Source organism: Halomonas sp., from assembly GCF_029263665.1.
Classification (GTDB): Bacteria; Pseudomonadota; Gammaproteobacteria; order Pseudomonadales; family Halomonadaceae; genus Halomonas.
Genome location: NZ_JAJUFQ010000004.1, coordinates 174,036 through 200,489, shown reverse-complemented (window position 1 = coordinate 200,489; position 26,454 = coordinate 174,036). Strand labels below are relative to the sequence as shown.

The window sequence follows — 26,454 nt, the reverse complement described above, 5'->3', positions numbered from 1 at the left end:
ACAGTGGAAAATACACAAGTTCTGCAAGGCCTTAAAGTCCTTGAACTTGGCCAGCTTATTGCGGGTCCTTTCGCCACCAAGCTGCTGGGTGAGTTCGGGGCTGACGTGATCAAGGTCGAACCGGTCGGCAAGGGAGATCCCCTTCGGAAATGGCGAAAGCTAAAGGATGGTACTTCTCTCTGGTGGCATGTGCAGGCCAGGAACAAGCGCTCACTGGAACTTGATCTGCAGTCGGCCGAGGGCCAGGAAGTGGTGCGTCGGCTGGTGCAGGATGCTGATGTGGTGGTCGAGAATTTCCGCCCGGGCACTCTGGAAAAGTGGGGGTTGGGCTGGGAAGCCTTATCGGAGATCAATCCCAGGCTGATCATGGTGCGAGTATCGGGTTACGGCCAGACAGGCCCATATCGCGACAAGCCAGGTTTCGGGGTCATTGGCGAAGCCATGGGCGGGTTACGCTATCTGTGTGGTTTCCCCGATCAGCCCTCGGTGCGAGTGGGTATCAGCATCGGTGACTCGCTTTCTGCGCTTTACGCGGTGATCGGTACGCTTCTGGCACTGCATGAAAGGCAGCGCAGCGGGCAAGGGCAGTACATCGACATTGCGCTTTACGAGGCGGTGTTCTCAATGATGGAAAGCCTGATTCCCGAGTACGACGCCGATGGTCACATTCGTGAGCCGAGCGGTAGTGCCCTGCCCGGTATTGCGCCCTCGGATGCCTATCCTTGTGAAGATGGCTCTTACGTCATCATCGCCGGCAATGGTGATAGCATCTTCAAGCGTCTGATGGAGACCATCGGTCGCCCCGACCTGGCCGCTGATCCCCGCCTGGCCCACAACGATGGTCGTGTCCAGCATGTTGACCTGATCGATGGCGCCATCACCGAGTGGACTCAACGACATTCCCGCGACTTCATCATCCAGTCTCTCGATGCCGCCAATGTACCGGCGGGCTATCCCTATACCGCCGCGGATATCGTCAAGGACCCACATTTCGCCAGCCGTGACATGTTGCAGCAGATTCAACTGCCCGGCGGTGACTCGCTCAAGGTGCCCGGTGTCATGCCGAAACTGAGCCGTACGCCAGGGCGAATTGATGGTGGAGGCCCGGCACTCGGTGAACATACTCGCCAGATACTCGATGAACTGGGCATCGATGCCGAGACGCAGAGGAAGATGAAAGAGAAAGGCGTCATCTAGTCGGATCAGTACCAGGTACAGGTAGAGGAAAACAGCATCATGAAAGGCAATGGTCAGCAGATATATATCCAGGAAGTGGTCACCCGTGACGGCTTCCAGAATGAGTGCGAATTCGTGGATACGGCCAAGAAGATCCGTTTGGTCGATCAACTCAGCGACTGCGGTTTTGCCAAGATCGAGGTGAGCTCCTTCACCTCGCCCAAGGCGATTCCTGCGCTGCGCGATGCCGAAGAGGTCATGCAGGGCATCAAGCGCAATCCGGGCGTGGAATATACCGCCCTGGTGCCCAATGTCCGTGGTGCTGAACGGGCACTGGCCTGTGCCGTGGATGAAGCCAATCTGGTGATGTCGACCAGCGAGAGCCACAACCTTTCGAACCTGCGCATGACTCGGGAGCAGTCGTTCAGTGGTCTCAAGCAAGTGATCGAGGAACTGGCACCGACGGATATTGCGATCAATGTCTCGCTGTCCACGGTATTTGGCTGTCCCATGGAAGGTGACGTTGAACTCGATACAGTGATGTCCTGGGCTGAGCGTTTTGCTGAGCTGGGGGTAAGGGGAATCACGCTGTGCGATACCACCGGGATGGCCTATCCCACCCAGGTGGGAGATGTCGTCCACGCCTTCAAGCAGCGCTTCAGTGACCTGCAACTGACGGTCCATCTGCACAACACCCGCGGCATGGCACTGAGCAATGCCTTGGCGGCTATTGATGGCGGAGCAGACCGCTTCGATGGCGCGTTAGGGGGGCTGGGGGGATGTCCCTACGCACCGGGCGCCTCAGGCAATGTATGCACGGAGGATCTGGTCCACATGCTGGAGTTGATGGGGTACCACACAGGCGTCGATCTCGATAGAGCATTGTCGGCTTCATCGCTGTTGCCGGGCCTGGTGTTGCGTGAAGTCCCCAGCCAGGTGCTCAAGGCCGGTAAACGGCTCGACCTGCACCCGGTACCGGAGTTTGTGCGCGAGCGTCTGGCATCAAGTCTCGCCTGAGATAACGCCCCTGAGATAGCGCCCCTGAAATAGCGAAACTACAGCCAAGTGGGAGAGACATGTGGTTTAGGCTGTAATAGGTCATCTACGAATCTCAGTCATCGACCAACGTTATCTACGACAACAGTCGTTTTCGACAAGGAAAAAGCCACCATGATCGATCACCTGGATCACTTGGTATTGACGACTTCGAACGAGGAAGCCTGCATTCGTTTTTACGTAGAGATGCTGGGAATGAGCCTGGAAACCTTCGGCGAAGGGCGCAAGGCCTTCCGCTTCGGTCACCAGAAGATCAACCTGCATCTCAAGGGCATGGAGTTCGAACCCAAAGCGCATACGCCTGTTCCGGGAGCCTTGGACTTGTGCTTCATCGCCCGATGTCCGCTGGATGAGGTCATCCAGTCTCTGCATGAAAAAGGAGCGGAGATTGTCGAGGGCCCGGTCATGCGCACGGGGGCCACCGGACCCATTCGTTCGATTTATCTACGTGACCCTGATCTCAATCTGGTCGAGATTTCAGAGCGTGCTTAAACCTGATGAGCAAGCAGTAACAACCTGAATCAGAATTGGGTGTCCATATACTCAACTCAACACACTCCACCAGGCCATACCTACCAGGGCAATCGCCATGGACAGGTTGAACAGTTTCATTCGGCGTGGCGTCGTCAGCCACTTGCGGCTGCCGGTGCCCATCAGTGCCCAGGCGGATGTTCCCAGCAGGGCGAATGCCAGGAATACCAGTGCCATGCTGACAATGGTGGCCGGGGTGGCATCGGATCCTGCGAAAACGGTCACTGCGGTCAGGGCCATCATCCAGCCCTTGGGGTTGATCAGCTGCAGGCCGGCAGCCTTGGGGCCATTCAGGGTGACCGCCTGTCCAGTGCCAGAAGCCGATATCGTCGGATCCGAGGTGGCCAGACCCCAGGCCATGTAGGTCAACCAGATGACACCGATCCAGGACAGCACCGTGGGTACCAAAGGGGCCTTGACCAACAGACTGGCGGCACCGATTCCTGCCAGCACGATGGTGAGAGCTGCGGTGATGCAGGCAGCGAAGACGGCGGGCAGGGTGGCGCGCCAGCCTGCCTGTCCGGCCATGGCCATGACCAGCAGGTTGATGGGGCCAGGGCTGAAGGTAATGGCGAGCGTGAACAGCGTATAGGGAATCCATTGTTGCATGACATAAACCTCGTCGTGTTGATATGACGAGTGTCTCTGGGAGTCGCCTGCAAGTCTGGAAGGTTTGAGCAAGTCTTGGCAGAAGAGGCTAATGGGAGAGACAGAGACGCCGGTATTGTGCCGGTGTTACTCCATAGGCGCGGCGGAACCAGCGTCCCAGATGGCTCTGATCGGCAAAGCCTAATTGGTGAGCAATATCGATGGGGTGCTGGCCTGAAGCCAGCTTTCTACGTGCCTGATTGAGGCGCAGTTGCACGAGATAAGCGTGAGGCGCAATGCCGTATTCGGCCTTGAAGGCTCGTGTCAGTCGAAAGCGGTCGACATCGCAGGCGCTGGCAAGGTCGTGAAGGCTGATGTCCTGCTCGATATGGGCATGCAGGTAGTCACGTGCACGCATCGCAACATTAGGGTGATGGGGCTGCAGGATCTGGCGGGCTTTCCAACCGATATGAGGCAGCATGTCCTGAACCAGGGCATCAAGGGCTGTGTCACGCATGATACGCCATGGCTGGCGGCGCAGTGCTTCGAAAGCCTGATAGATGCTTTTTACCAATTTCGGATCGTCGGCCAGGGTGCTGTTGAATCCAGGGTACAGTGTGCTGGAACCATCATGGCTTTGTTGACGCAACTCGTTATCCAGCCAGGAGGCAGACAGGTAGAGCATGGAATAGGTAAAACCGGCATCAGTGGCTGCCTGCCCATCGTGGACTTCACCCGGCTCGACCAGAACCAGACGTCCGGGAGTGCTGTCGTGGCGAGACTTGCGGCAGTGGAATTGTTGCACGCCCTGTTCAGTGACACCTACCAGATAAGTGTCGTGCCAATGCGGGTCGTAGGCGTGACCGTCGAAGTGCGCGCGGATGGTTTCGATACCCGTATCACTGTCTTGCTGCAGATCGACCCAATCGGACGCGGCCATGGTAATGAGGCGCTCCTTGTCTGGCCCGGGGAAAACCAATGCCGTCACGGTGAACGGGGCATGGGTGGCTCATCTGGGTAGCATGGCATGACGAGCGAGCGACAAACTAGAACATTTGTGATGAACGGCAGAGGGAAGGTGTGAGGCGAATAGCGCAATGTGAGCGCAGTGCCGTAAAGCTTTCTACAGCACTGCGCGAAGGGATGGTTACTGCTGCATTTCCTGTTCGCCGAAGCGACCTTCGAACAGGGCGGAAGACAGGTAGCGCTCTGCACTATCCGGCAGCACGACCACGATGTTCTTGCCCTGGAACTCTGGCTCCTGGCTGACCCGCACAGCGGCAACGACAGCGGCACCAGAGGAAATGCCGCACAGAATGCCTTCCTCCAGCATCAAGCGATGGGCCATGTCGATGGCATCTTCATTGCTGACCTGTTCAATACGATCGACCAGGGACATATCGAGGTTGCCGGGGACGAAGCCAGCGCCGATGCCTTGAATCTTGTGCGGCGCGGGGGTCGGTGTTTCCCCTGCTCGGGTCTGCGTCAGGATGGGTGACGCTGAAGGTTCCACCGCCACAGTGGTGATGTTCTTGCCGCGGCTCTGCTTGATATGGCGCGCCACACCGGTCAGGGTGCCTCCGGTTCCGATACCAGAGACGAACACGTCGACCTCTCCATCGGTATCGTCCCAGATTTCGGGGCCCGTGGTGTTTTCATGAATGCGCGGGTTGGCCGGGTTGTCGAACTGCTGCGGCATGAAGTACTTGTCCGGCTCGGATGTGGCCATTTCTTCGGCGGCTGCAATGGCACCAGGCATGCCCTTGGCGGGTTCGGTGAGAATAAGCTCTGCACCCAGCGCCTTGAGCACCTTGCGTCGTTCAAGACTCATTGAAGCAGGCATGGTCAGAACCAGCGGGTAGCCACGGGCGGCAGCCACGTAGGCGAGAGCGATGCCGGTGTTGCCGCTGGTGGGCTCGATGATGGTCATGCCAGGCTTGAGGGCGCCTTTTTCCTCGGCATCCCAGATCATTGCGGCACCAATTCGGCATTTGACGGAATAGGACGGATTGCGTCCCTCGATCTTGGCCCAGATGGTGGCACCCTCGTTGACCCGGTTGAGTTTCACCAGGGGAGTGTGGCCGATGGAACGGGAGTTATCATCGTAGATGCGTGCCATTTGTCCTGTCCGTTGTCAGCGAATGAATATCGGGAGCTTATGTCTCTCCAGCACCATGAATACTGCGGACTAAGCATATAGAGTTCTATGAATATCGGGTGCTATGTATATAAGAAAAATGCTGAAGACCATGCCGGTCGAGTGAAGGCTCAATCGAGAACACACCCAGCCCAGAACATATATTGTCACTATGCCCAGTTTAGGCGACGAAACCAGACATTGGCCAAGCCTGGCACCGGTCGATCCTTGGCAGAGACGACATGACCTGCCCATGCAGGCAGGTCATGGTGGACTCAGGCCGCCTGAGCAATCCGCCTTTGGCGATGATGGTGGCGAATGGCCAGCAGAATGGAAATGGCCGCCAGCACCAGCAGCGCCAGGGAAATGGGGCGGGTGAGGAACAGCATCCAGTTGTCATCGGTCATCAAGGCCCGGCGTAGATTGGTCTCTGCGATCGGACCGAGAATCACCCCGAGGACCAAAGGTGCCAGAGGGTAGTCCAGCTTGCTCAGGATATACCCCAGTACGCCGACACCCAGCAGCAGATAGACATCCGTGACGCGGTTATTGAGGGCGAAGGCACCGATGACGCAGCACACCAGCACGACAGGAACAATCACGGACTTTGGAATCTCCGTTACGCGCAGGAACAGGCGCATGCTGCACATGCATACCAGCAGGACCATGCCGGCAGCCAGCAACATGGCCATGAACATGCCATAGACCAGGTCGCCATGATCGAGGATCAGGCGTGGCCCGACACCGATGCCATGGACCATCAGCGATGCCATCAAGACGGCATCGACGGCGCTGCCGGGGATGCCCAGGGCAATCATGGGGATCAGGCCGCCGCCGGATGTGGCCGAGTTGCCGGATTCCGATGCAATGACACCTTCCGGTGTGCCGGTGCCGAAGGCTTCAGGATGCTTGGAGGCCCGCTTGGCCTGATCGTAGGCCAGCAGATTGGCAATGCTGCCTCCGGCACCGGGAACGGCTCCAATGAACACGCCGACCATGGAAGAGCGGATCAGGTTGACCGGGTAGGACAGGGTTTCGCGCAAGGCAGCCATGGGGTGAAATGTCACTCGACCAGGCATGCAGGCCTGGTTGTCCCTGGTACCCTCTGAAGTGCTTTCCACCTCGGACAACAGTTGGCTGACCGCGAACATGCCGATCAGGACCACCAGGAATGGCAGGCCATTGGCCAGAAGCTCGGAATCGAAGGTAAAGCGCGGGACGCCCATCAGCGGATCCGACCCCACCGTGGCAATGAGCAGCCCGAGCAATCCCGTCATCAGCCCCTTGAGCATGGACTTGCCGACCAGGCTGGCGACGACGGTCATGGCGAAGATGATCAGCGAAAAGTACTCCCAGGCCCCCAGCTTGACAGCGATCAGGGCCAGCGGCGGAGCGGCGATGATCAATACAACGGCGCTGATCAAGGCGCCGAAGAAGGAGGCCCAGATCCCCAGGGCCAAGGCTCTGCCGGGTTCGCCATTGCGTGACATGGGGAAGGCATCGAAGGTGGTGGCCACGGATGACGGTGTGCCCGGAATACCGAGCAGCGCCGCAGAAATAAGCCCCCCGGAATAGCCACCGACATAGACCGCCAGCATGGTCGCGACACCTTGCAAGGGCGGCATGGAGAACGTCAGCGGCAGGGTCAGGACAATGGCCATGGTAATGGTGAAGCCAGGTATGGCCGACGCAATGACACCCGCAATGACACCAAGCAGCATGGTGATCATGGTCATGAGAGTGAACAGCTGTGCCATGCCGTCCAATAGTGCAGTCATCATATCCAGATTCCTCGTGGAGTCATGATCGTTCAGCCCAGCAGGCCGCGTGGCAGGCTGATCACGAAGACATCGCGGAACAGAGCGTCAGCCCCGAAGGAAAAGACCACAGCAATGACCACGGCGATACATAGTTTTTTGATACATGGCTGCTTCAAGGATATGGCGCCGAGCATCCATTGGCCGAGCATGATGAACAGAAAGGACGCCACGGCGAATCCAAGCCAGGGCAGTGCCAGAATAAAACCCGCCAGTAGTCCCAGGACTGCGAAGGCGAGCCGGTGACGCCATATCCAGGCCGCTGCCTGGCCTTTGGCACCGGGCGAGCGTCCTTTCAGGTTGCGCAGTTCCTTGGCGATGATGGCGAGATTGATCAGCATCAGCAGGCCAAGCACCAGACGCGGGAAACTCCCGGAGCCCAGGGGTTCCCACATGGAGGAGGGCAGGTCTCTCGCCTGCAGGAAAAAATAGCCGAACAGCACCACGAGAATACCGTTCAACATGATATGGGCCAGAGGATTGGCCCTCCCCGCAGGAACCAACGGTTCCCCCTCGGGGGAACCTGTATCGAGGGAATGTGTTGTATCGAAGGAATGTGTGGGTTGCGTTTTCATCGTGCCAGCTTCCCTGCCAGACGTTCGAAGGTGGCGTCAGTCTGTTGCAGATAGTCCGAAAACTCCTCGGGTCCCTGGTACACGACGCTGGCGCCGGCACTGTTCACACCTTTGGTGAAATCCTCATCTTCGCTCATGGCCTTGAAGGCATCGGCCAGGACAGTGACACGATCCTCAGCCATCCCTTTGGGGCCGACGATGCCACGAATGATGTTCAGCTTGAGTTCGGGATGTCCCAGTTCCGCAAAGGTAGGGACGTCAGGCATTTCCTCCTGGCGCTCCTCACTACCGACGGCAAGAAAGCGCAGATCGCCGTTCTTGACGAATTCCCCACTGGAGGAAATGTCCCCGATGGCAGCATCGATGTGTCCGCCCACCAGAGCACGAATGCGATCGCCAGTGCCTTCGAAGCCGACATAACGGAACTGAAGCCCCTCGGCATCCTCCATCATCGCGGCGTGTACATGCGGGACGCCGCCGAGAGTGACGCCAAAGCGAACCTCTCCGGGGTGTTCCTTGGCATAGTCGACGAATTCCTGATAGGTGGTGTAGGGGGCATCGCCCTTGACGGTCAGGTATTGAGGTGACTGGGTGACCGCAGCAATCGGGGTGAAGTCATCCCAGTTGTTGGATGTCAGTCCGGTATGGTGAGCCACCATGAGCCCTTCGTGAACTTGGCCGACGGTGTAGCCATCGGCCTCGCGTTTGGTGAGTTCCTTCAAGCCAGTGGTACCGCTGACGCCGGGCATGTTGATGACGGGCATCGGTTGGCCGAGGTAAGTTTCAGCGTAGTTGGCCACCAGGCGCATCAAGGTATCGCTGCCGCCTCCCGGAGACCAGGGAACGATGAATTCCACGGGGTTATCGGGATAGACCTCTTCGGCAGCCATGGCTACCGAAGAGGCACCCAGACACAGGCCGGTGAGGAACATTGCCAGGGGCGTTCTATAGTGACGCTTCATCTTGATTATCCTTGTTCAGGGAAGGTTTTGACGGAGTTTCACCGTGATCCGGTCATCAGTCGTGCTGTTTGTGTTGTTTGTGTCGTGACAACCGGATCGGTACGGCTGGCGGCTTGCTCAGATCTTCGATCATCAGGCATTGCATCAGCCCAGCAGCAATGCGCCATAGGTGAGACCGAAGCCAACGACCAGGGCAGGATGTACCCTGGTTTTCATCAACAGCAGGGCGGCCACGGCGGCGATGATCATGGTGTGGATGAATCCCGATGTGGTCAGGCTTTCCTCCAGGAAGTTCCAGGTCAGGTAAGCCATCAGAATCATGACGACCGGCCGTACCCATTGGCTCATGGACTTGACCTTCACCGAGTCGCGATAGCGATAGAGAACGCCGAGGGCGGCGATCATGAGAATCAGCGATGGTGCCACTGTCGCGAATATGGCAACGGCAGCACCGCCGATGCCGGCAACGTCATAGCCGACATAACCGGCGATCTTGGTGGCGATGGGACTAGGCAATGCATTGCCTAGCGCGAGGGTCTCCGCGAACTGCGGATGCGTCATCCAGCCGTAGGTGGCAACGACTTCGTTCTCGATCAACGGGATGATGGCGGGACCGCCACCATAACCGATGATATTGGGGATGAAGAAAGCCAGAAATAGCTGCCAGTAGATCATTGCGCATGCTCCTTGGCTTTCGCTTCACTCTCGCTCTCTGATGCCATCTTGCTTTTCCATGGCAGCTTTTCTGGCCGCCACTTTTCTGGTCTCAACAACGCAGCGATGAGCAGGGCGCCGATGATCAGTCCTGGATGCAGGCCCAGACCATAGATCAGGCCTCCGGCTACCAGCCCGATGATGAGTGTCATCATCCAGCCAAGACTGATCCGGGACTTGTTGAAGAAGTCCAGAGTGAGCTGGACCATCATCACCATCACCACCGGGATCACCCCTTGGCCCATGCCTCGGACCCAGGATTGATCGCCATAGAGTCGATACAGCCCGAGCAAAGCGATCATGGTCAGGGCCAAGGGTACCGTGACAGCCACAACGGCATTGATGGCTCCCAATGTGCCGCCGACACGATAACCGATATAGCCGGCCATCTTGGTGGCAATGGGGCCGGGCAGGGTATTGCCGATGGCCAGGGTATCGGCAAATTCGCCGTCATCCATCCATTGGTAACGCTTCACTGCCTCTTGATGTACGAGAGGAATCATTGAGGGGCCACCGCCAAAGCCAAAGAGACCGATGCGGAAGAAGGCCAGGAACAACGGGATTTGTACGCTCATGCTCAGACCCGGGGCTAGAGAACAGCAATGGCGGCATCGGTGCGAGGCTCTGTTCCGCCGCAATAGATACCGGTTTCAGGATCTCGCAGAATGACCTGACCTCGCCCATAGCTGCGGCTGTCGTGCGCCACCTGCATGTCGTGCCCACGAGCCGACATGGCGCGTACCAGCGCTGGTGAATAGCCGTGTTCAATGCCGATGGTCCTGTCGCCCATCCATTGCCAGCGGGGAGCATCCAGGGCCGCCTGGGGATTGAGGCCGAAGTCGATCAGGTTCATGACGACCTGGACATGACCCTGGGGTTGCATGAAGCCACCCATCACGCCGAAAGGACCCAGTGCCTTGCCGCCACGCGTGAGGAAACCGGGAATGATGGTGTGGAAGGTTTTCTTGCCCGGCTGCAGTACGTTGTCGTGGGCTTCGTCGAGGCTGAAGTCATGGCCGCGGTTCTGCAGTGCAATGCCGGTACCGGGGACCACGATGCCGGAGCCGAAGCCGTGGTAGTTGCTCTGGATGAAGGACACCATGTTGCCATCACCGTCGGCAGTGGCCAGATAGACGGTACCTCCCGCCGCGGGCTTGCCGGGTTCGGGCGTGATGGCGATGTCACCGATCAGCGCACGCCGCTCCTCCGTGTAACGGTCAGAGAGCAGCTGCTCGACGGAATACGTCATGTGATCCGCTTGAGTGATATGGGCCTTGCCATCCGTATAGGCCAGCTTCATGGCTTCGAGCTGATGATGCAGCAACTCAGGATCATCACGATGGGACGGAGCGAAGCCATCCAGCAGGCGCAGGGCCATCAGTGCTACCAGCCCCTGGCCATTGGGGGGAATTTCCCACACATCGACATCGCGATAACGAGCGCTGATCGGGGTTACCCATTCAGGACGATAGGCGGCCAGGTCTTCCTTGCGCAGGTAGCCTCCGGTCTGGCGTGAGAAGGTATCGATTTTCTCGGCCAGCTCACCACGATAGAAGCTTTCTGCCTGGGTAGCGGCGATCGCTTCCAGCGTCTTGGCCTGATCTTCGCAACGGAACCATTCTCCTGCCTGGGGCGCTATGCCTTCGATGGTGAAGGTATCGAACCACGGCGCTGTCGCTGGGCCCTGTTCCAGTTGGCGTTTGAAGGTTTCGGTATCTCGCTGCCACAGGCTGGCAATGACGGGCGAGACGGGGAATCCCTCCCGAGCGAGACGAATGGCAGGCTTGAGCAGGCTGGCAAAATCGAGCTTGCCGAAGCGGCGTGAAAGCTCCGCCCAGGCGGATGGCGTTCCAGGTACCGTAACCGGTGTCCAGCCATGCAGCGGCATCTGCTCATGGCCGGCTGCGTGTACGGCATCCCGGGTCAATGCCTGAGGAGCAACGCCACTGGCATTGAGCCCATGCAATTCTCCATTGCCCTGATTGTCGGAAGCGATCCACACCAGGGCGAAAGCATCGCCGCCAATGCCACAGCCCGTTGGCTCGACGACGGTAAGTGCTGCCGCCGTGGCGATGGCGGCATCCACGGCATTACCGCCCTGGGCCAGAATATCCCGTCCGATCTGGGCGGCCTGCGGCTGGGAAGCCGCTACCATGCCATGTCGGGAATAGGTCGGGCTGCGCCGGGAGGGGTAGGGCGTGGCATCAGGATAGGGATGTCGAGAGGGTGAGGTCATGATGACTCCTGTCATGAGGGAACCGGTTGAATCTGAAAATATCGATTTTATCTGCCGGGATCGGGCCGTTTTTCCAGAGTTCGCTCCAGAGTTCGTTCTGGATGCGTTGGGTTACGTTCATGGCCGAGGCCCAGGCCAGTGACGACAAACAACAGGGAAAAGATGATCGCGCCATAACAGAGAATGGCATACGGCAGAAACTCGGAAGTGGCCACGCCCAGAGTGGCTGCGGTGAAGGCGCCGGTGACCCCCCAAGGCACCAGGGGAGAAAGGGTGGTACCGGTATCTTCCAGAATGCGTGACAGGTTCTTGGCAGGCGTGCCGGTGTTTTCCACCAAGGGACGCAGCAGAGGCCCGAGCAGTGAAAAGGTCACGTAGTAGCTGCCGGTCAACAGGAACGCCAGGCTGTGCAGGCCCATGGCGCTACCCAGAACCTGGCGTCGACTCGCGTGCTTGCGGTCGAGCATGGCGATCGCGGCATCCAGCGTGCCAGCACTCTTGAAGGGAGCTCCCAGCAATGCGGCGGCAATCAGCACGGCAACCGTAGACATCATGGCCTGCAGACCGCCCCGCGAGAGCATGTCATCCACCATGGCGACACCTGTCGCGGCGCTATAGCCACTGTCCATGGCCTGGCCGATATTGGCCAATGTGGCGCCTTGCAGCACGACAGCGATAACGGCGGCACTGAGAATACCGATGACGAAGGCTGGCAGTACCGGCTTCTTCAGCAGAATGCAGCCGAATACCACCAATGGAGGCAGGAATGTCAGCGGGTTGGCGCTGAAGTGTTCACCCAGGGTCGCAATGATGATCCGGGTCTGCTCCGGGGTATCGGCGCTTGAGGCCGAAACGCCTTGACCTAGCCAGGCGTATACCGCAAGGGCGATCAAGTAGGCCGGCAGGGTGGAATACAGCATGTGGCGGATGTGCGATGCGATGTTGACGCCGCATACGGCGGAGGCCATCACCGTGGTATCGGACAGCGGCGAAAGCTTGTCGCCGAAGAAGGTCCCGGTGATGATGGCACCCGCTGCATAGGCGGGGGGAATGCCGATTCCCTGAGCGACGCCCATCAGGGCGATGCCGATGGTGCTCAACGTTCCCCAGGAGGTACCCGCCATGACCGACATCAGTGAGCAGGACAGGCAAGCGGCGACCAGGAACCATGCCGGGGAGAGGGATTCCAGGCCTAATGTGACCATGGCGGGGATGGTGCCTGACAGGATCCATACGCCAACCATCATGCCCACGCACATCAGAATCAGGATGGGGATCAGCATGGCCTGGATGCCGCTGAGCAGGTCCTTTTCCAGGCGCGACCAGGGAATGCCCCAGAGCAGACTCAAGGCCATGGCCATGCAGCCCGAGAGTATCAGAGCGATCGCGGTGGGAATGCCAAACAGGAGAATCAGCAGCAGCAGGCTGCCAACCGTGACGGTGAGCAGCGTGAAATGCTGCAGGTTGGAAAATCCCGGTGCGGACCTGGATGAGGACACATCACTGTCCTTGTTCATGAACACCCTCGTCTCATTATTGTTGGGTAGTAACTGTCGTTAGGTAGTAACTGTCGTTGGATCGTAGCGATTGCCAGGTAGCTGCTATTGCTGGATAGCAACGATCGTTCTGACGTGTAAAATCGTTAGTTATTATTAAAATCGATTTTATGGGCTTCAATATGAACTAGCCCTTGGCGTGCGTCAATTGACGACTTACTGTCAATGGGCGACGTACTGTCAATTGACGACGTACACTGCAGATGGATTCATGAGAATGGTGATATGACGAAGCCCAAACCTGTTGAGCGGGCCTTGGCTCCCGGCGTGAGTGAGACAGCGGCGAGCCAAGTGTTCGATGAACTCAAGCGAGACCTGATTCGTGGCCGCTTTGCGGCAGGCGAGAAACTGGCCATCAGCGCCTTGAAAGCGCAATACGCAGTGGGGCTCAGTCCTTTGCGCGAAGCACTCAACCGGTTGGCAGCATATGGCCTGCTTGAGCAGCACAATCAACGCGGGTTTCGTGTCCCTCCGCTGTCTGCGGAGGAACTGGAAGACATTGCGCGTTTGCGCGTACAGCTCGAGTGCATGGCCCTGACCCAGGCCTTCCAGGAAGGAGATGCCGAGTGGGAGTCCCAATTGCTCGCGGCTCAGCATCGGCTGTTGCGTGCCGACAAGTCACCCGAGCAACTGGAAAAATGGGAACAGGCCCATCTGCAGTTTCATCGTACCCTGCTGGCCCCTTGTGGTTCGCATTGGCTTTTGCGCTTCATTGAACAACTGCATGATCAGTTTGATCGCTACCGTCGCCTGGCTCCGGGGAATCCGGCTATTCGTGCACGGCTCGATGCCCAGCACGGGGAACTGGTGCAGCTTGCTCTCGAGCGGCGAATACAGGATGCCCGCTGGTTGCTGGAGGAACACATCCGCCTGTCATGGGATGTGGCGCGTGGGGCATGCTGATGCGTTGCGCGCAGGGGAGCCTTGCAAGCGTCAGTGGAAGGTGTGGCGGTACAGGCTCAGGTATCGATGCTTCGATGGCAGTACATCTGTTCTATTCTGGTTCAATGCGTCATACCTGAATGTTGGCAAGTCCACGGTGTATCCTTGCCGGGCAGGTATTCCCGGTTTGAGGCTACGACGTAACGTCAGCTATTGCTCTTGTCCTGTTCCAGGGGATCTTCATGAACCGGCTCGTACGTTCGGCGCTGCTTGGTAATCTGCTGTTGATCTTGCTGGCGCCTCATCCGGGCCTTGCCCAGGGCTCGCTGCCTGATGCCGCGGAAACTCCTCCTGCCAGTGAATCAACCAACCCTTCCTCTGATTCGACACCATCACAACATGTGGGCTGGCGCAGCAACTTCTTTGACGAGGTGGATGGGCAACTGGATATGTCCAACCTGCTCGCCAAGGGGGGCTTCATCTCTATGCCAATCATCATTACTGAGCCCGCTGTGGATGACGGCCTGGGCATGGCGGCGTATTTCGTGCAGAACCCGCCGCCAGGCTCTGATCTGCCCCCGACCCGTACCATTCTTGGGGGAGCGGTGACCGGTAACGGTTCCTGGGGTGGCGGCATCATGCGGTCCGGCTCATTTGCCGGTGGGCGCTGGCTCTATGATGTCGCTGCTGCGACGGGGTTGGCTGTGCTCGACTTTCACCCCGGCAACCGGGATCTGGCGTTGCGTTACAACAACGATATTGATTACATCGGTGTGAAGACCCGCTACCGCTTTGGTGATAGTGGTTTCTCGCTGGGGCCTTCGCTGCGCTGGCGACGCAATGACATCAATCTGGATACCGAAGACCAGTTTCCGCGCATAGAGGAACTGGCCGAACGCAAGATTGAACTCGTCTCTCTGGGAGTGGCAGGGCACTTCGACAACCGGGACAATCCTCTCACGCCTACTCGTGGACTCAATGTGGTCGCCGAGTTCCAGCGTTTCGACGAGGCCATAGGGAGTGATGCTGATTTCAATACCGCCTCGTTGTTCGGCGCCTGGTTCCATTCATGGGACCAGTGGACATTCGCGGCCATGGCAGACGCTCAAGTGGCCTCCGAGGATGCGCCGTTTTTCATGCAGCCGGATATCAATATCCGTGGCCTGGCACGCAATCGCTACACTGGCGACGAGGTATTGTCCTCGGAAATCGAAATCAGACGGCAGCTCACGCCCCGCTGGGCGGCAGTCGGCTTCGGAGGTTATGGCCGCACCTTCGGCGATGACGACGCGGATGCTGCTACCTGGGGTGGTGGAGTGCGCTACCGTATTGCCCGCAAGCTGGGGCTGGATGTCGGGCTTGATTACGCTGTGGGTCCGGAGGAAGAAGTGGTCTACATCCAGTTCGGTCATGCCTGGGGCATGCAGATGGACTAATTGAGCATGATGTTCAACAGCGCATGGCATGCTCAACGAGTCCATGTGTGACCGTCGTCAGTGAAAGTCCTCTCAAGTGAAGATCGACTCAATTGAAGGTACGTCGATACAGGTCCAGATAGCGATTCTTTGAAGGCAACAGGTGTTCGCGGCTGAGCTGGCGTAGCCGGGGGCGATCCTCTGCACGAATCGCTTCCAGCATGGCTTGATGTTCTCGGCGTGCCTGAGCCAGGCTTTCCGCATCGGCAATGGCAATGAAGCGGATGCCATGGGCGCGTTGGGCAAATTCGTTGATGGTCTGATAAAGGTAAGGGTTGCCGGTTGCGGCGAACAGCGTTCGGTGGAAGGCAATGTTGAGATGGAAGACCTGACGCAGGTCTTGAGCATCCACTGCCGTGCTGTACTCGCGGTGAATCGCCTCCAGTTCCTTCAGCCATGCTTCCGGAGCAGGCAGGGGCAGGGCATCGATGCCGGCCAGCTCCAGGATTTCGCGCATGGCGTAGAGGTTTTCGACTTCTTCCGGTGTCCATGTCTTGACGAAGGCGCCACGGTTCTTGATGCGCTCCACCAGGCCGATATTCTCGAGCTGGAAGAGCGCCTGACGCACCACATGGCGCTTGCCGTTGAAACGTTCGATCAAGTCTTCTTCCACGAGCCTTTCGCGGGGATGCAGGCGTCCCAGAACGATGTCTTCCTCGACCGCTGCGACGATGTCCTCCACGCCGCAGGCGTTTTCCTCCGCCGATGTCGATCGAGCAGTAGCAGATGGGTTTCCCATATTCGCTTCCCCTGCGCTGAAATATGTCGTGATGTCATGGTGCCAGTCTACCAAGAGCAGCGGCTCATGAGCGAGGCACCCGGCAGCTTGGTTCGGGCCGGCAGGCCCGGAAGTCGCAGCCTTCTTCCGCCTGCAGAATCTGCTCCATGAACAGTCGTCGATAGCCGAGCAGGTTGGTGTCTTCCTGCTGCGGAGGCTGTTGCTGGCGTCTGGCCTGGAGTTCGTCTTCCGCGACTTCCAGCACCAGCTCGCGTGATTCCACATCCAGGCGAATGGTATCGCCATCGCGTACCAGTCCCAGTGGTCCCCCCTGTGCCGATTCCGGTGACACATGCAGCACAATGGTGCCTGCCGCGGTACCACTCATGCGGCCATCGGAGATGCGCACCATGTCCTTGACGCCCTGGGCTGCGAGCTTTTTCGGTATCGGAATATAGCCCGCCTCGGGCATGCCGGGCGCGCCTCTGGGGCCGATATTCTGCAACACCAGCACATCATCGGCCTGGACATCGAGATTCGGATCGTCGATGCGTTGGGCGAGATCCTCCAGCGAGGTAAACACTACGGCACGTCCGCGGTGACGCATCAGTTCGGGGCTGGCGGCAGACTGCTTGATGATGGCTCCGGCCGGGGCAAGGTTGCCACGCAGCACGGCGATTCCCCCGCGGGCATAGATGGGGTTGTGGCGTGATCGAACCACGGGTTGGTCGACCAGGTGTACCGCCGCATCGATATTCTCGCCCAGGGTACGGCCGTTGATGGTCATGGCATCGAGATGCAGCAATGACTTGAGTTCACGCAGTAGCGTCGGCAGGCCGCCGGCGCGATGCAGGTCTTCCATGTAGTGCTCGCCGGAGGGCTTCAGGTCGACCAGCACGGGAGTTTCATGGCTCATGCGGTCGAAGGCATCGAGGTCGATGTCGATGCCCAGCCGGCCGGCAATGGCGGTCAGGTGGATCAGGCCATTGGTCGACCCGCCTAGTGCCAGCAGCACTCTCAGGGCATTCTCGAAGGCCTCTGGAGTCAGGATACGGTCTGGGGTTACGCCGGCACGTGCCATGGCCACGGCGAGACTCCCGGAGTCCTCGGCCACTCGCAGGCGGTCGGCAAACACCGCCGGCGCCGTGGCGCTTCCCGGCAGCATGATACCGAGAGTCTCGGCGAGACAGGCCATGGTGCTGGCGGTCCCCATCACCGAGCAGGTGCCGACAGTCGGTACCAGCTTGTCGTTGACCTCGGCGATCTCGTTGTCGTCGATATCCTCGCCTCGGTACATGGCCCAGTAGCGACGACAGTCGGTACAGGCGCCCACGCGAGTGCCCCGATGGGAACCGGTCAACATCGGGCCGGTCACCACCTGCACAGTGGGAATGCCGGCACTGGCAGCGGCCATCAACTGAGCGGGAACCGTCTTGTCGCAGCCACCGATCAGTACCACTGCATCCATCGGCTGGGCGCGAATCATCTCTTCGGTATCGATGGCCATCAGGTTGCGTAGATACATGCTGGTGGGGTGGGCGAAGGACTCGTGCAGGGTAATGGTCGGAAAGTCCACCGGCAGGCCGCCCGCCAGCATGACGCCGCGCTTGATGCTCTCCACCAGCCCGGGGACATTGCCGTGGCAGGCGTTGTATCCGCTATAGGTGTTGGCAATCCCGATGACCGGACGTGACAGGGCATCGTCGGTATAACCCATCCCCTTGATGAAGGCCTTGCGCAGGAACAGCGAGAAGGCCGCATCGCCATAGTTGGTCAAGCGGTTGGACATGCCATGACCTTGATGGTCGGTGCTGTCTCCCTTGCGCTGTTGCTGGTCATCGCTCATCGAAGATTCCTCGCTGGTCACATGGTGTTGTATTTGGCAGGGCCTGTCTTGAACGGTGCCTGTTGTTGGCCGATTTGTTGCTGACCGATTCGGTTGCCTCTGCACTGGAGGCTAGATGGCAACAATATATTTGACAAGATTATTGACAATTTTATTGGCAGTCTACTAGCTTGATTCCGGCAAGTGCGAACCCTGCCCTCAGCCATGCTGTAGAGCAGCACAACGACAACAGCACTGGAGATTCCTCATGATCAAGCGTGGAGCAACTGCCACCGTTCTCGTATCCGGCATGCTGGTAGCCGGTCTGGCCCAGGCTGAGTACTCGGCAGGAGATGAAATCAAGGTACTGCAGGGCTTCAAGGCCGGCGGTGGCAGTGACACCCTGGCACAGCTGACGCAACCCTTCCTCAGCGAGGCGCTGGGCGTGGACTTCGTCAACGAGTATCTACCCGGAGCCACCGGGGCCATTGCCTGGACCAGGCTGGCCAAGCAGTCCCAGGCCGATGGCACCGTGATCAGCATCACCAACACCCCGATGCTGATGACCAACTACATCATGAATGACGCCATCTCCTACTCGGTGGATGAAATGACGCCGATTGCCAATGTGGTGACGGACCCCGGCATCATCGTGGTACCCGCCGACAGCCCCTACGAGACGGTGGAAGACTTTCTTGCTGCTGCCGAGGCAAGCCCTGGCACCATCACCGTGGGCAATTCCGGTGTCGGTGGTGATGACTTCTTTTCCACCATCCTGATCGAGCAGGCCACCGGGCTGTCCTTCCAGAAGGTGCCTTTCCAGGGGGATGGGCCCTCGGCAACCGCTGCCATGGGCGGACAGGTCGATGCCAGTTTCAACAACCTCGGCAATGTCTATGGTCATATCGAGGCGGGGAGCCTGCGTGCTCTGGCGGTGTTCTCCGCTGAGCGTCTGGAAATGCTGGCCGATGTACCGACCATGACCGAGAAAGGCGTGGAGGTGGTCGCCGGTTCATCGCGGGGGTACAGCGCCCCTGCGGATATCCCGGAGGAAGCCCGTGAGCAGCTGATTGCTGCCTTCGAGTCGCTGAAGAACAACGAGGAGTTTCAGCAGACTGCGCGTGACCGGGCCCTCAACCTGGATATTCGGACCGGGGATGACTACCAGCAGATGATCAAGGACATGGAGACCCAGTACGAGCAGATCTGGGAAGAAGTGAAGGACCAGGTCAACGAGTGACGGTCAGTGGATGATCATGGATTGGAGGGGCTGCAATGAATATCAGTCGTGTGGCCCTGGCGCTGGTCAGTATCGGCATTGCCGGGGTCTTCTATGTCAATGCGCTGGAGTATCCATCACGCGCAGCGAGCATGCCATTGATCTACTCGGTGGTCGTGGCCCTGCTCGGTATCGCGATGCTGGTTCAGGAAGTGGTCGGGGCTCGGCGTCGTAAGCTGGTACCTGCCTCGTCCTCTGACACCTCTGAGGGCGACAGCAGCGAAACAGGCGGGCAGCGTTGGAAGGCCCTGCTGATACTTGTGCTGGCCGCGGTCTACGTCAACTGCATCATGTGGCTGGGCTATGTATTGGCGACGGTGGTGTTCATGTTGGTCGCTCTGGCCATCGTTCGTCACGTGGCACTGCGCTTCAGCCTGATTGGCATCTCGTTGCTGGTGGCCATGGTGTGTCTGGTATTCATCGGCTTTCTCGGTTTGCCCGTGCCACTTCTACCTCCCTTCCTGGCAGCATTCTGATCTTCCCGGCTGTTGTCATCTGGAGGCAGATGGCGGCAGCCGGGGATGGAGTCTCGTGTAATGGATAATTCCCTGATCATGACCGGACTGGTCAACGTGCTGAGTTTCACCAACGTGGCGTTGGTGATAGGTGGCACCTTGCTGGGCCTGTTCGTGGGCGCCATGCCGGGGTTGTCGGCGACCATGGCGCTGGCACTGCTGCTGCCGCTGACCTTCTCCATGGAGCCGGCCAGTGGTTTGAGCATGCTGGCCGCGCTTTATGTTGGAGCGTCCTACGGTGGTTCGATCGCAGCCATCCTGCTGCGCACGCCGGGCACCCCATCGGCGGCCGCGACGGTGCTGGATGGCTTTCCTCTTTCCCAGCAGGGCAAGGCTGGGCAGGCGCTGGGTGTGTCGCTGTTTGCTTCCTTCTTCGGTGGGCTGCTCAGCGGTGTGGCCTTGCTGACGGCCGCGCCGCTATTGGGAGTGATGGTGCTCAAGTTCGGTCCGGTGGAACTGTTCGCCATAGCCGTGCTGGGCATCACCATCATCGGCTCGTTGTCTCAGGGCTCAGTGATCAGTGGCCTGCTGTCCGGGGCGTTGGGGCTGTTGCTGAGCACGGTGGGTATGGACCTGATTACCGGCACACCGCGCATGACCTTCGGCAATATCAACCTGTTTTCCGGCATCGAGTTCACCGTGGCGTTGATCGGGTTGTTCTCGATCCCCCAGGCACTGTTGTTGATCGAGAAGGCGCACGGTACCCAGAAAGTCGCCAGCCGCATCACTGACCGGCTGATTCCACGTCTTTCCGAGTTACGCCACCTGATGCCCAACATTTTGCGCTCCAGTGGCATCGGCATCGTGACGGGGCTGATTCCCGGTACCGGAGGAGATACCGCCAGTTGGTTCGCCTATAACGAGGCCAAGCGCTTTGCCCGTGACAAGAGCCGTTTCGGCAAGGGGGATCTGGCCGGTGTTGCTGCCCCCGAGGCAGCCAACAACGCCGTGGTGGGTGGGGCGCTGATTCCCACCATTGCGCTGGGAATTCCCGGCAGCTCATCGACGGCCATTCTGCTGGGAGCCTTGATGGTGCAGGGCATTCTGCCGGGCCCCAATCTGCTCACCGACTATGGCGATGTCACCTACACCCTGATCTGGGCGGTGATCATGGCCAACATCGGCCTGCTGGTCGTGGGGCTGATGTTCACCCGCATGTGTGTGGCGGTGACCCGTATTCCGGACAGTTTTGTCGCCTGCGCCATCATCACTCTCTGCGTCATCGGTGCCTTTGCCATCAACAACAGCCTGTTCGAGGTCGGTCTGATGCTGGGCTTCGGATTGTTCGGTTACTGGATGCAGAAGGCCGGTATCTCACCGGCACCGATGGTAATTGGTCTGATCCTGGGGCCGGTCATGGAAACCAGCTTCCAGCAGTCCATGCTGATCGGCCAGGGACGCATGGGCATCTTCCTCGATAGCCCCATTGCGGTGGTGCTGCTGTGCATCGCGGCGCTGTCGATTCTACAGGCCACACCGCTGTTTCGCTGGCTGCGCACGGCAGTCGGTGGGCGGCGCCAGACGCAACGATGAAAGCAGATAAAACCCACAGGACCAAGCCCGCGAGGACCCTTCATGACAACGATAAGATCGGTACGTGCCCGCACTATCTGTGTGCCTCTGGACCACCCCACCAGTTTCTCCAATCGCCAGGTATTCAAGCGCGACTATGCGGTCGTGGAGGTCGAGGGTGAGGATGGCCACAAGGGCATCGGTTTCTGCTATGGCGGCAGCAACGCCGGTGCGTTGGTCACCCATGCGGTACGTGAACTGTTCGCACCGCTGCTGGTGGGCGCTGATTGCCATGCCACCGAGGCGCTGTGGCAGCAAATGTACCAGGAGGCGCTGTTGCATGGCCGTTGCGGCTCGGTGATGCGCGCCATCAGCATCCTCGATACCGCGCTGTGGGATCGCAATGCTCGAGCGGCGGGGTTGCCGTTGTACAAGTACCTTGGGGCCAGCGATCTGGAGTCTGTTCCGGCTTATGCCAGTGGCGGCTATTACCTCGAGGGCAAGACGCCGGATCACCTTGCCCAGGAAATGGCCAATCATGTGGAGCAGGGCTTCACGGCGGTCAAGATCAAGGTGGGGCGCGGAGATCTGGCCAGTGAGGAAGCGCGTCTGTCCGCGGTGCGAGAAGCCATCGGACCCGATGTGCAACTGATGATGGATGCCAATAACGCCTGGCATGATCTGCCCAGTGCATTGGCCTTCATGCGCATGGCCGAACCCTATTCGCCGTTCTGGATCGAGGAACCCTTCAGCCCGGATGACATCGACAATCACCGCCGTCTGGCCGAGCGTACGCCTGTCCCGGTGGCGACCGGCGAGATCGAGGCCGGGCGCTGGCGCTTCCGCGAGCTGCTCGACAAGGAAGCGGCGATGATCCTGCAGACCGATGCTGCCGTGTGTGGCGGAATTACTGAATTCCGCCGTATCGCGGCCACCGCTGCCAGCTTCGGTGTGGAGATCTATCCTCACTGGTTCCATGACCTGCATGTGCATCTGGTGGCGTCAGCACCCAACGTGCGCATGGTCGAGTTCTTTGCCGATGACCAGGTGCTCAACTTCCGCCGCCTGGTCGATACCCAACTGGAATTCGACAACGGACGTCTGCTGTTGCCGAAGACACCAGGCCTCGGCTTCGACTTCGATGCCGAGGCGCTGGAACGTTATGCCAGTGGGCCGTGGCAGTGATCGCGAATCGCGCGCAAGGAGGTGAACATGAACCATGCTGAAGGAAAGGTTTGGGCCCCCGTCATTACCCCATTTGATGCAGACCTGGCGGTTGATGCCGGCCGCCTGGTGGCGCATGCCCAGTGGTTGACAGGGCAGGGGGTTGGGTTGGCGGTATTCGGCACCAACTCCGAGGCCAATTCGATGGTGGTGGCGGAAAAGCAAGCGCTGTTGAGCGCTCTGGTCGAGGGCGGGATCGAAGGCGGGAAGCTGATGCCGGGCACGGGGCATTGCGCCATTCCCGACACGGTTACACTGTCACGCCATGCCCTCGATTGCGGTTGTGCGGGTGTGTTGATGTTGCCGCCGTTCTACTACAAGGGCGTCAGCGATGAGGGGCTGTTTCGCTACTACGCCGAGGTCATCGACAGGGTCGGCGATGACCGGCTGCGTCTGTATCTCTACCACATTCCCCAGGTGGCTCAGGTACCGCTGTCGCTGGATCTGATTGCCCGCCTGCGTGCCACCTTCCCGAACATCATTGCCGGTATCAAGGACAGCGGTGGTGACTGGGCGCATACCCAAGCACTGATTGAGCAGTTTGCGGCTGACGACTTTGCGGTATACGCCGGCAGTGAACGTTTTCTGCTCGACACCCTGCGAGCGGGAGGCGCCGGCTGTATCAGTGCCACCGCCAACGTCAATCCTCAAGCCATTGCTGCGCTGGCCTCCCGTTGGCAGAGCAATGGGGCTGATGAACAACAGCAACGGCTCAATGCCATACGCGATTGTTTCGAGGGCTTTCCGGTCATTCCTGCCATGAAGGCGGCGACGGCACATTTCTTCACCGACGCGGACTGGCGAAGGGTGCGACCACCGCTGGTCGAACTCGATGAGGAGCGTTGTCGTTCGCTGATCACTCAGCTGGAGGCGATGGGGTTCTCGATGTCCGACTCCTCGATGTCTAAATCGGGGGAGCAACATAATGGATGAACGACGCGCTGAACGACGGATTGTGACGCTGCGCCGGCTTGATGAGGCACAGCTGGAGCGCCTCAGGCAGATTGCCGTCGTCGATGCCTTCGAGGACCTCAACGAGACCAACCAGGCGCAGTTCATGGCGGCCTTGTCTCGGGCCCATGGACTGGTGGGCGGCAAGCTGGAGCTCGATGAGGCCATGCTGGACAAGGCGCCATCGCTGGAAGTGGTCTCGACCATTTCCGTGGGTTACGATCACCTGCCGCTGGCGGCGATGAATGAGCGGGGCATTCTGTTGTGCAACACGCCGGATGTGTTGACCGAAACCACCGCTGATACCGCCTTTGCCTTGATCATGGCCACCCAGCGCCGTCTGGTGGAGCTATCGAACATGGTGCGCGAGGGGCACTGGACAGCGCACGTTGATCGAGAACACTTCGGCAGCGATGTACACGGCAAGACTCTGGGCATTGTCGGGGCCGGACGCATAGGAGCAGCCATTGCCCGGCGAGGGGCGCTGGGATTCGGCATGCCGATCCTGTATACCGCCAACTCGGCCAAGCCGGAGCTCGAGGCCGAGCTGGGGGCGCAGCATTGCCATCTCGACGAGTTGTTGAGCCGAGCGGATATCGTCTGTCTGGTGGTGCCCTACAACGCCGACACTCATCACCTGATCGATGCCGAGGCGCTGGCCCGCATGAAGTCGAATGCGGCGCTGATCAATGTGGCACGGGGCAAGGTGGTGGATGAGTCAGCCCTGGTCGAGGCACTTGAGCGAGGCGTCATCCGCGCTGCCGGACTCGATGTCTTCGTCGAGGAGCCGTTACCCGCGACGTCACCCTTGGCGGCAATGAACAATGTGGTGGTGCTGCCGCATATCGGCTCGGCCACCCATGAGACACGTGATGCCATGGCACGTCGTGCCGTGGACAACATCATTGGAGCACTGGCGGGAGAAGGTCCGGTCAGTGCTGTCAATGAAGCTCGCTGGCGCCATCATCAACAGAATCAACATCAACAAGACCAGCACCACCACCAACCCCATCGCTCCACAGAGGACAATGCATGACATCGAGGCTGGAACGGATTCTCAACCTGGATGATTTCGAACAGGCGGCACGACGGCACCTGCCCAGGCCCTTGATGGGCTATGTCTCCAGTGTCGCGGAAGATGGCCACACGGCGCAGGCCAGTCGTGATGCGTTCGAGGACCATCAGTTTCTGCCGCGTGCGCTGGTCAATGTGTCTTCCATCGAGCTCGAGAGAGAGCTGCTGGGTCGCCGTTATGCACTTCCGTTTGGCATTGCGCCGATGGGCATCAGTGCCCTGAGTGCGTTTCGTGGTGACCGGGTGCTGGCGCAAGCCGCCGCGACAGCCGGGATTCCGATGATTGTCAGTGGCTCATCGCTGACGCCCATGGAGGATCTGGCCGGAGAGCAGGGAACCGACTGGTTTCAGGCCTATCTGCCCGGGACTCCGGAGGAAGTCGAAGCGTTGCTGGCCAGGGTGACGCGAGCGGGCTTTCGCAATCTGGTGATCACCGTGGACTTCGCGGTACCGCCGAATCCGGAGACCCATCGTCGCCACGGCTTTTCCAGTCCCTTGAGACCCAGCCTGCGCCTAGCCTGGGACGGGCTGGTGCGACCGCGTTGGCTGTTCGGCACTTTCCTGCGCACCCTGGTTCAGGACGGCATGCCTCATTTCGAGAACAATGCCGCGACGCGTGGTGTGGCCGTGCTGTCGCGTAACGTCAATCGTGATTTCTCCGGCCGTCGGCATCTCGACTGGTCGACGCTGGCCCACGTGCGCAGCCACTGGTCGGGCAACCTGGTGGTCAAGGGGATTCTGCATCCGGACGACGCACGCCGAGCCGTGGCAACGGGGGCCGATGGCCTGATCGTTTCCAACCATGGCGGTCGGCAACTGGACTCCACCGTGGCGCCTTTGCGTATGCTGCCGGAAGTACTGAAGGCGGTCGACGGTGCGGTCCCGGTGATGATCGATGGTGGGTTCCGGCGCGGCAGCCATGTACTCAAGGCGCTGGCACTGGGCGCGGATTTCGTGTTCCTGGGGCGGCCGTTCAATTACGCCGCGAGTATTGGTGGAGATGCTGGAGTCGCTCGTGCCGTTCAGCTGTTGGCGGAGGAAATCGAGCGCAATATGGCATTGCTGGGCGTTACCCGCCTTGCCGAGCTGGGGCGGGAGCAGCTACGCCCGGCAAGGTCTGTTGCTGGCGAGCATCAGGCGCCGTGATAGCCGTCTTCTTCTGGTGTCTCATGCTGGCCGTTGGGTAGCTCACCGACCCATGCCATGGCCGCTTCGCGCTCCTTGCTGGGGAAGGTGCGCATTTCCAGGTTTTTTATCAGCTTGTCTTCCAGGTGAGTGACGTGCTTGATCCAATCCTTGTCGGTAATGACGGCGGCACGATGATAGTGCTTGAGCTCTCCGAACTGGGTCAGGCCATAGCCGATGTCCTTCAATACAGCGGTCACTGTCATCCAGTGCAGATTATCGAGTTCCGCCAGCATGCTGACGCGAGGGTGAGCCTGCTTGGCCGCTTCAATGGCATCGATGGCCTGTTGTAGATCCTTGGCCGTCACGGTGCCTCCAACACGCATGGCGACGACGTGGGCTGCCGGGTGAGGGATGAGTTCCAACATGGTGAGTCTCCTTGGCGTCAGGTCGATACCTTGATGACTGTCGCAATGACAGTCGGCTGGATAGGGTCTGCCTTCAGCATAGCGCTTGGTGGCATGGC

The 26,454-nt window shown here is 59.4% G+C and carries 25 protein-coding genes; 12 read left to right on the top strand and 13 right to left on the bottom strand.

Annotated features, from left to right (window positions below):
* Window positions 1-3 precede the first annotated feature (3 nt).
* From Q1K07_RS05730 to Q1K07_RS05720, 3 genes are all read left to right on the top strand, one after another.
* Window positions 4-1,197: a CaiB/BaiF CoA-transferase family protein gene (locus tag Q1K07_RS05730; protein WP_300309146.1), complete on the top strand. Its 1,194-nt coding sequence runs from the start codon at window positions 4-6 to the stop codon at window positions 1,195-1,197.
* A gap of 39 nt (window positions 1,198-1,236) precedes the next feature.
* Window positions 1,237-2,193, top strand: a complete 957-nt coding sequence (locus Q1K07_RS05725; protein WP_300309145.1) for a hydroxymethylglutaryl-CoA lyase — start codon at window positions 1,237-1,239, stop codon at window positions 2,191-2,193.
* Window positions 2,194-2,346: 153 nt separating this feature from the next.
* The gene (locus tag Q1K07_RS05720) at window positions 2,347-2,724 is read left to right on the top strand and encodes a VOC family protein (RefSeq protein WP_300309144.1); all 378 of its coding nucleotides are present in this window, start codon (window positions 2,347-2,349) and stop codon (window positions 2,722-2,724) included.
* Window positions 2,725-2,775: 51 nt separating this feature from the next.
* On the opposite strand, the gene Q1K07_RS05715 is transcribed toward Q1K07_RS05720, so the two are convergent.
* The 10 genes from Q1K07_RS05715 to nhaC all read right to left on the bottom strand — a co-directional run bounded on the left by Q1K07_RS05715 (window position 2,776) and on the right by nhaC (window position 13,309).
* Entirely contained in the window at window positions 2,776-3,372 is a 597-nt protein-coding gene (locus Q1K07_RS05715) for a LysE family translocator (RefSeq protein WP_300309143.1), read from the bottom strand.
* Between the two features lie 88 nt (window positions 3,373-3,460).
* Complete coding sequence (locus Q1K07_RS05710) at window positions 3,461-4,291, bottom strand: AraC family transcriptional regulator (RefSeq protein WP_300309142.1); 831 nt, start codon at window positions 4,289-4,291, stop codon at window positions 3,461-3,463.
* Between the two features lie 207 nt (window positions 4,292-4,498).
* A complete protein-coding gene (cysK, locus tag Q1K07_RS05705; protein ID WP_300309141.1) occupies window positions 4,499-5,470 on the bottom strand; it encodes a cysteine synthase A in 972 nt (323 codons plus the stop codon).
* 293 nt (window positions 5,471-5,763) lie between these two features.
* Window positions 5,764-7,269 (bottom strand): tripartite tricarboxylate transporter permease, encoded by a 1,506-nt coding sequence (locus tag Q1K07_RS05700; RefSeq protein WP_300309140.1) that lies wholly within the window; start codon window positions 7,267-7,269, stop codon window positions 5,764-5,766.
* Between the two features lie 29 nt (window positions 7,270-7,298).
* Window positions 7,299-7,880 carry a tripartite tricarboxylate transporter TctB family protein gene (locus Q1K07_RS05695; protein ID WP_300309139.1) on the bottom strand — a complete coding sequence of 194 codons (582 nt, stop codon included), beginning with the start codon at window positions 7,878-7,880 and terminating at the stop codon, window positions 7,299-7,301.
* The gene (locus Q1K07_RS05690) at window positions 7,877-8,842 is read right to left on the bottom strand and encodes a tripartite tricarboxylate transporter substrate binding protein (protein ID WP_300309138.1); all 966 of its coding nucleotides are present in this window, start codon (window positions 8,840-8,842) and stop codon (window positions 7,877-7,879) included. The genes Q1K07_RS05695 and Q1K07_RS05690 overlap by 4 nt, the downstream gene beginning before the upstream one ends.
* A 144-nt stretch (window positions 8,843-8,986) precedes the next feature.
* Entirely contained in the window at window positions 8,987-9,517 is a 531-nt protein-coding gene (locus Q1K07_RS05685; protein WP_300309137.1) for a chromate transporter, read from the bottom strand.
* Window positions 9,514-10,131 carry a chromate transporter gene (locus Q1K07_RS05680; RefSeq protein ID WP_300309136.1) on the bottom strand — a complete coding sequence of 206 codons (618 nt, stop codon included), beginning with the start codon at window positions 10,129-10,131 and terminating at the stop codon, window positions 9,514-9,516. The genes Q1K07_RS05685 and Q1K07_RS05680 overlap by 4 nt, the downstream gene beginning before the upstream one ends.
* Window positions 10,132-10,145: 14 nt before the next feature.
* A complete protein-coding gene (locus Q1K07_RS05675; protein ID WP_300309135.1) occupies window positions 10,146-11,792 on the bottom strand; it encodes a gamma-glutamyltransferase family protein in 1,647 nt (548 codons plus the stop codon).
* A gap of 47 nt (window positions 11,793-11,839) precedes the next feature.
* Window positions 11,840-13,309 carry a Na+/H+ antiporter NhaC gene (gene nhaC / locus Q1K07_RS05670; RefSeq protein ID WP_300309133.1) on the bottom strand — a complete coding sequence of 490 codons (1,470 nt, stop codon included), beginning with the start codon at window positions 13,307-13,309 and terminating at the stop codon, window positions 11,840-11,842.
* A 264-nt stretch (window positions 13,310-13,573) separates the two neighbouring features.
* Between nhaC and Q1K07_RS05665 the strand changes: the two genes are divergently transcribed.
* The gene (locus Q1K07_RS05665; protein WP_300309131.1) at window positions 13,574-14,251 is read left to right on the top strand and encodes an FCD domain-containing protein; all 678 of its coding nucleotides are present in this window, start codon (window positions 13,574-13,576) and stop codon (window positions 14,249-14,251) included.
* Between the two features lie 221 nt (window positions 14,252-14,472).
* Window positions 14,473-15,666, top strand: a complete 1,194-nt coding sequence (locus tag Q1K07_RS05660) for a BamA/TamA family outer membrane protein (RefSeq protein WP_300309129.1) — start codon at window positions 14,473-14,475, stop codon at window positions 15,664-15,666.
* 88 nt (window positions 15,667-15,754) lie between these two features.
* Here the strand turns inward: Q1K07_RS05660 and Q1K07_RS05655 are convergent, their stop codons facing one another.
* Together Q1K07_RS05655 and Q1K07_RS05650 are read right to left on the bottom strand one after the other, a co-directional pair.
* Window positions 15,755-16,444: a GntR family transcriptional regulator gene (locus Q1K07_RS05655; protein WP_300309127.1), complete on the bottom strand. Its 690-nt coding sequence runs from the start codon at window positions 16,442-16,444 to the stop codon at window positions 15,755-15,757.
* Between the two features lie 64 nt (window positions 16,445-16,508).
* Window positions 16,509-18,269: an IlvD/Edd family dehydratase gene (locus Q1K07_RS05650; protein ID WP_300309125.1), complete on the bottom strand. Its 1,761-nt coding sequence runs from the start codon at window positions 18,267-18,269 to the stop codon at window positions 16,509-16,511.
* A gap of 247 nt (window positions 18,270-18,516) precedes the next feature.
* On the opposite strand from Q1K07_RS05650, the gene Q1K07_RS05645 reads away from it, so the two are divergent.
* The 7 genes from Q1K07_RS05645 to Q1K07_RS05615 are packed head-to-tail and all read left to right on the top strand — an operon-like array spanning window position 18,517 to window position 25,949.
* Entirely contained in the window at window positions 18,517-19,488 is a 972-nt protein-coding gene (locus Q1K07_RS05645) for a tripartite tricarboxylate transporter substrate binding protein (RefSeq protein ID WP_300309123.1), read from the top strand.
* 35 nt (window positions 19,489-19,523) lie between these two features.
* Window positions 19,524-20,003 carry a tripartite tricarboxylate transporter TctB family protein gene (locus Q1K07_RS05640; protein WP_300309121.1) on the top strand — a complete coding sequence of 160 codons (480 nt, stop codon included), beginning with the start codon at window positions 19,524-19,526 and terminating at the stop codon, window positions 20,001-20,003.
* Window positions 20,004-20,063: 60 nt separating this feature from the next.
* Complete coding sequence (locus Q1K07_RS05635) at window positions 20,064-21,575, top strand: tripartite tricarboxylate transporter permease (RefSeq protein ID WP_300309119.1); 1,512 nt, start codon at window positions 20,064-20,066, stop codon at window positions 21,573-21,575.
* A gap of 42 nt (window positions 21,576-21,617) precedes the next feature.
* The gene (locus Q1K07_RS05630; protein ID WP_300309117.1) at window positions 21,618-22,739 is read left to right on the top strand and encodes a mandelate racemase/muconate lactonizing enzyme family protein; all 1,122 of its coding nucleotides are present in this window, start codon (window positions 21,618-21,620) and stop codon (window positions 22,737-22,739) included.
* Window positions 22,740-22,766: 27 nt separating this feature from the next.
* A complete protein-coding gene (locus tag Q1K07_RS05625; protein ID WP_300309115.1) occupies window positions 22,767-23,711 on the top strand; it encodes a dihydrodipicolinate synthase family protein in 945 nt (314 codons plus the stop codon).
* Entirely contained in the window at window positions 23,704-24,765 is a 1,062-nt protein-coding gene (locus Q1K07_RS05620; protein WP_300309114.1) for a D-glycerate dehydrogenase, read from the top strand. Before Q1K07_RS05625 ends, Q1K07_RS05620 begins: the two co-directional genes overlap by 8 nt.
* Window positions 24,762-25,949: an alpha-hydroxy acid oxidase gene (locus Q1K07_RS05615; RefSeq protein WP_300309112.1), complete on the top strand. Its 1,188-nt coding sequence runs from the start codon at window positions 24,762-24,764 to the stop codon at window positions 25,947-25,949. Before Q1K07_RS05620 ends, Q1K07_RS05615 begins: the two co-directional genes overlap by 4 nt.
* On the opposite strand, the gene Q1K07_RS05610 is transcribed toward Q1K07_RS05615, so the two are convergent.
* A complete protein-coding gene (locus tag Q1K07_RS05610; protein ID WP_300309110.1) occupies window positions 25,937-26,356 on the bottom strand; it encodes an STAS/SEC14 domain-containing protein in 420 nt (139 codons plus the stop codon). The two genes, Q1K07_RS05615 and Q1K07_RS05610, sit on opposite strands and share 13 nt — an antisense overlap.
* Window positions 26,357-26,454: the final 98 nt, after the last annotated feature.

Bases quoted from the DNA above. Each gene is read 5' to 3' on its own strand.
- Q1K07_RS05725 (WP_300309145.1), top strand. From the start codon at position 1,237: ATGAAAGGCAATGGTCAGCAGATATATATCCAGGAAGTGGTCACCCGT.
- Q1K07_RS05720 (WP_300309144.1), top strand. From the start codon at position 2,347: ATGATCGATCACCTGGATCACTTGGTATTGACGACTTCGAACGAGGAA.
- Q1K07_RS05715 (WP_300309143.1), bottom strand. From the start codon at position 3,372: ATGCAACAATGGATTCCCTATACGCTGTTCACGCTCGCCATTACCTTC.
- Q1K07_RS05710 (WP_300309142.1), bottom strand. From the start codon at position 4,291: ATGGCCGCGTCCGATTGGGTCGATCTGCAGCAAGACAGTGATACGGGT.
- cysK (WP_300309141.1), bottom strand. From the start codon at position 5,470: ATGGCACGCATCTACGATGATAACTCCCGTTCCATCGGCCACACTCCC.
- Q1K07_RS05700 (WP_300309140.1), bottom strand. From the start codon at position 7,269: ATGATGACTGCACTATTGGACGGCATGGCACAGCTGTTCACTCTCATG.
- Q1K07_RS05695 (WP_300309139.1), bottom strand. From the start codon at position 7,880: ATGAAAACGCAACCCACACATTCCTTCGATACAACACATTCCCTCGAT.
- Q1K07_RS05690 (WP_300309138.1), bottom strand. From the start codon at position 8,842: ATGAAGCGTCACTATAGAACGCCCCTGGCAATGTTCCTCACCGGCCTG.
- Q1K07_RS05685 (WP_300309137.1), bottom strand. From the start codon at position 9,517: ATGATCTACTGGCAGCTATTTCTGGCTTTCTTCATCCCCAATATCATC.
- Q1K07_RS05680 (WP_300309136.1), bottom strand. From the start codon at position 10,131: ATGAGCGTACAAATCCCGTTGTTCCTGGCCTTCTTCCGCATCGGTCTC.
- Q1K07_RS05675 (WP_300309135.1), bottom strand. From the start codon at position 11,792: ATGACCTCACCCTCTCGACATCCCTATCCTGATGCCACGCCCTACCCC.
- nhaC (WP_300309133.1), bottom strand. From the start codon at position 13,309: ATGAACAAGGACAGTGATGTGTCCTCATCCAGGTCCGCACCGGGATTT.
- Q1K07_RS05665 (WP_300309131.1), top strand. From the start codon at position 13,574: ATGACGAAGCCCAAACCTGTTGAGCGGGCCTTGGCTCCCGGCGTGAGT.
- Q1K07_RS05660 (WP_300309129.1), top strand. From the start codon at position 14,473: ATGAACCGGCTCGTACGTTCGGCGCTGCTTGGTAATCTGCTGTTGATC.
- Q1K07_RS05655 (WP_300309127.1), bottom strand. From the start codon at position 16,444: ATGGGAAACCCATCTGCTACTGCTCGATCGACATCGGCGGAGGAAAAC.
- Q1K07_RS05650 (WP_300309125.1), bottom strand. From the start codon at position 18,269: ATGAGCGATGACCAGCAACAGCGCAAGGGAGACAGCACCGACCATCAA.
- Q1K07_RS05645 (WP_300309123.1), top strand. From the start codon at position 18,517: ATGATCAAGCGTGGAGCAACTGCCACCGTTCTCGTATCCGGCATGCTG.
- Q1K07_RS05640 (WP_300309121.1), top strand. From the start codon at position 19,524: ATGAATATCAGTCGTGTGGCCCTGGCGCTGGTCAGTATCGGCATTGCC.
- Q1K07_RS05635 (WP_300309119.1), top strand. From the start codon at position 20,064: ATGGATAATTCCCTGATCATGACCGGACTGGTCAACGTGCTGAGTTTC.
- Q1K07_RS05630 (WP_300309117.1), top strand. From the start codon at position 21,618: ATGACAACGATAAGATCGGTACGTGCCCGCACTATCTGTGTGCCTCTG.
- Q1K07_RS05625 (WP_300309115.1), top strand. From the start codon at position 22,767: ATGAACCATGCTGAAGGAAAGGTTTGGGCCCCCGTCATTACCCCATTT.
- Q1K07_RS05620 (WP_300309114.1), top strand. From the start codon at position 23,704: ATGGATGAACGACGCGCTGAACGACGGATTGTGACGCTGCGCCGGCTT.
- Q1K07_RS05615 (WP_300309112.1), top strand. From the start codon at position 24,762: ATGACATCGAGGCTGGAACGGATTCTCAACCTGGATGATTTCGAACAG.
- Q1K07_RS05610 (WP_300309110.1), bottom strand. From the start codon at position 26,356: ATGTTGGAACTCATCCCTCACCCGGCAGCCCACGTCGTCGCCATGCGT.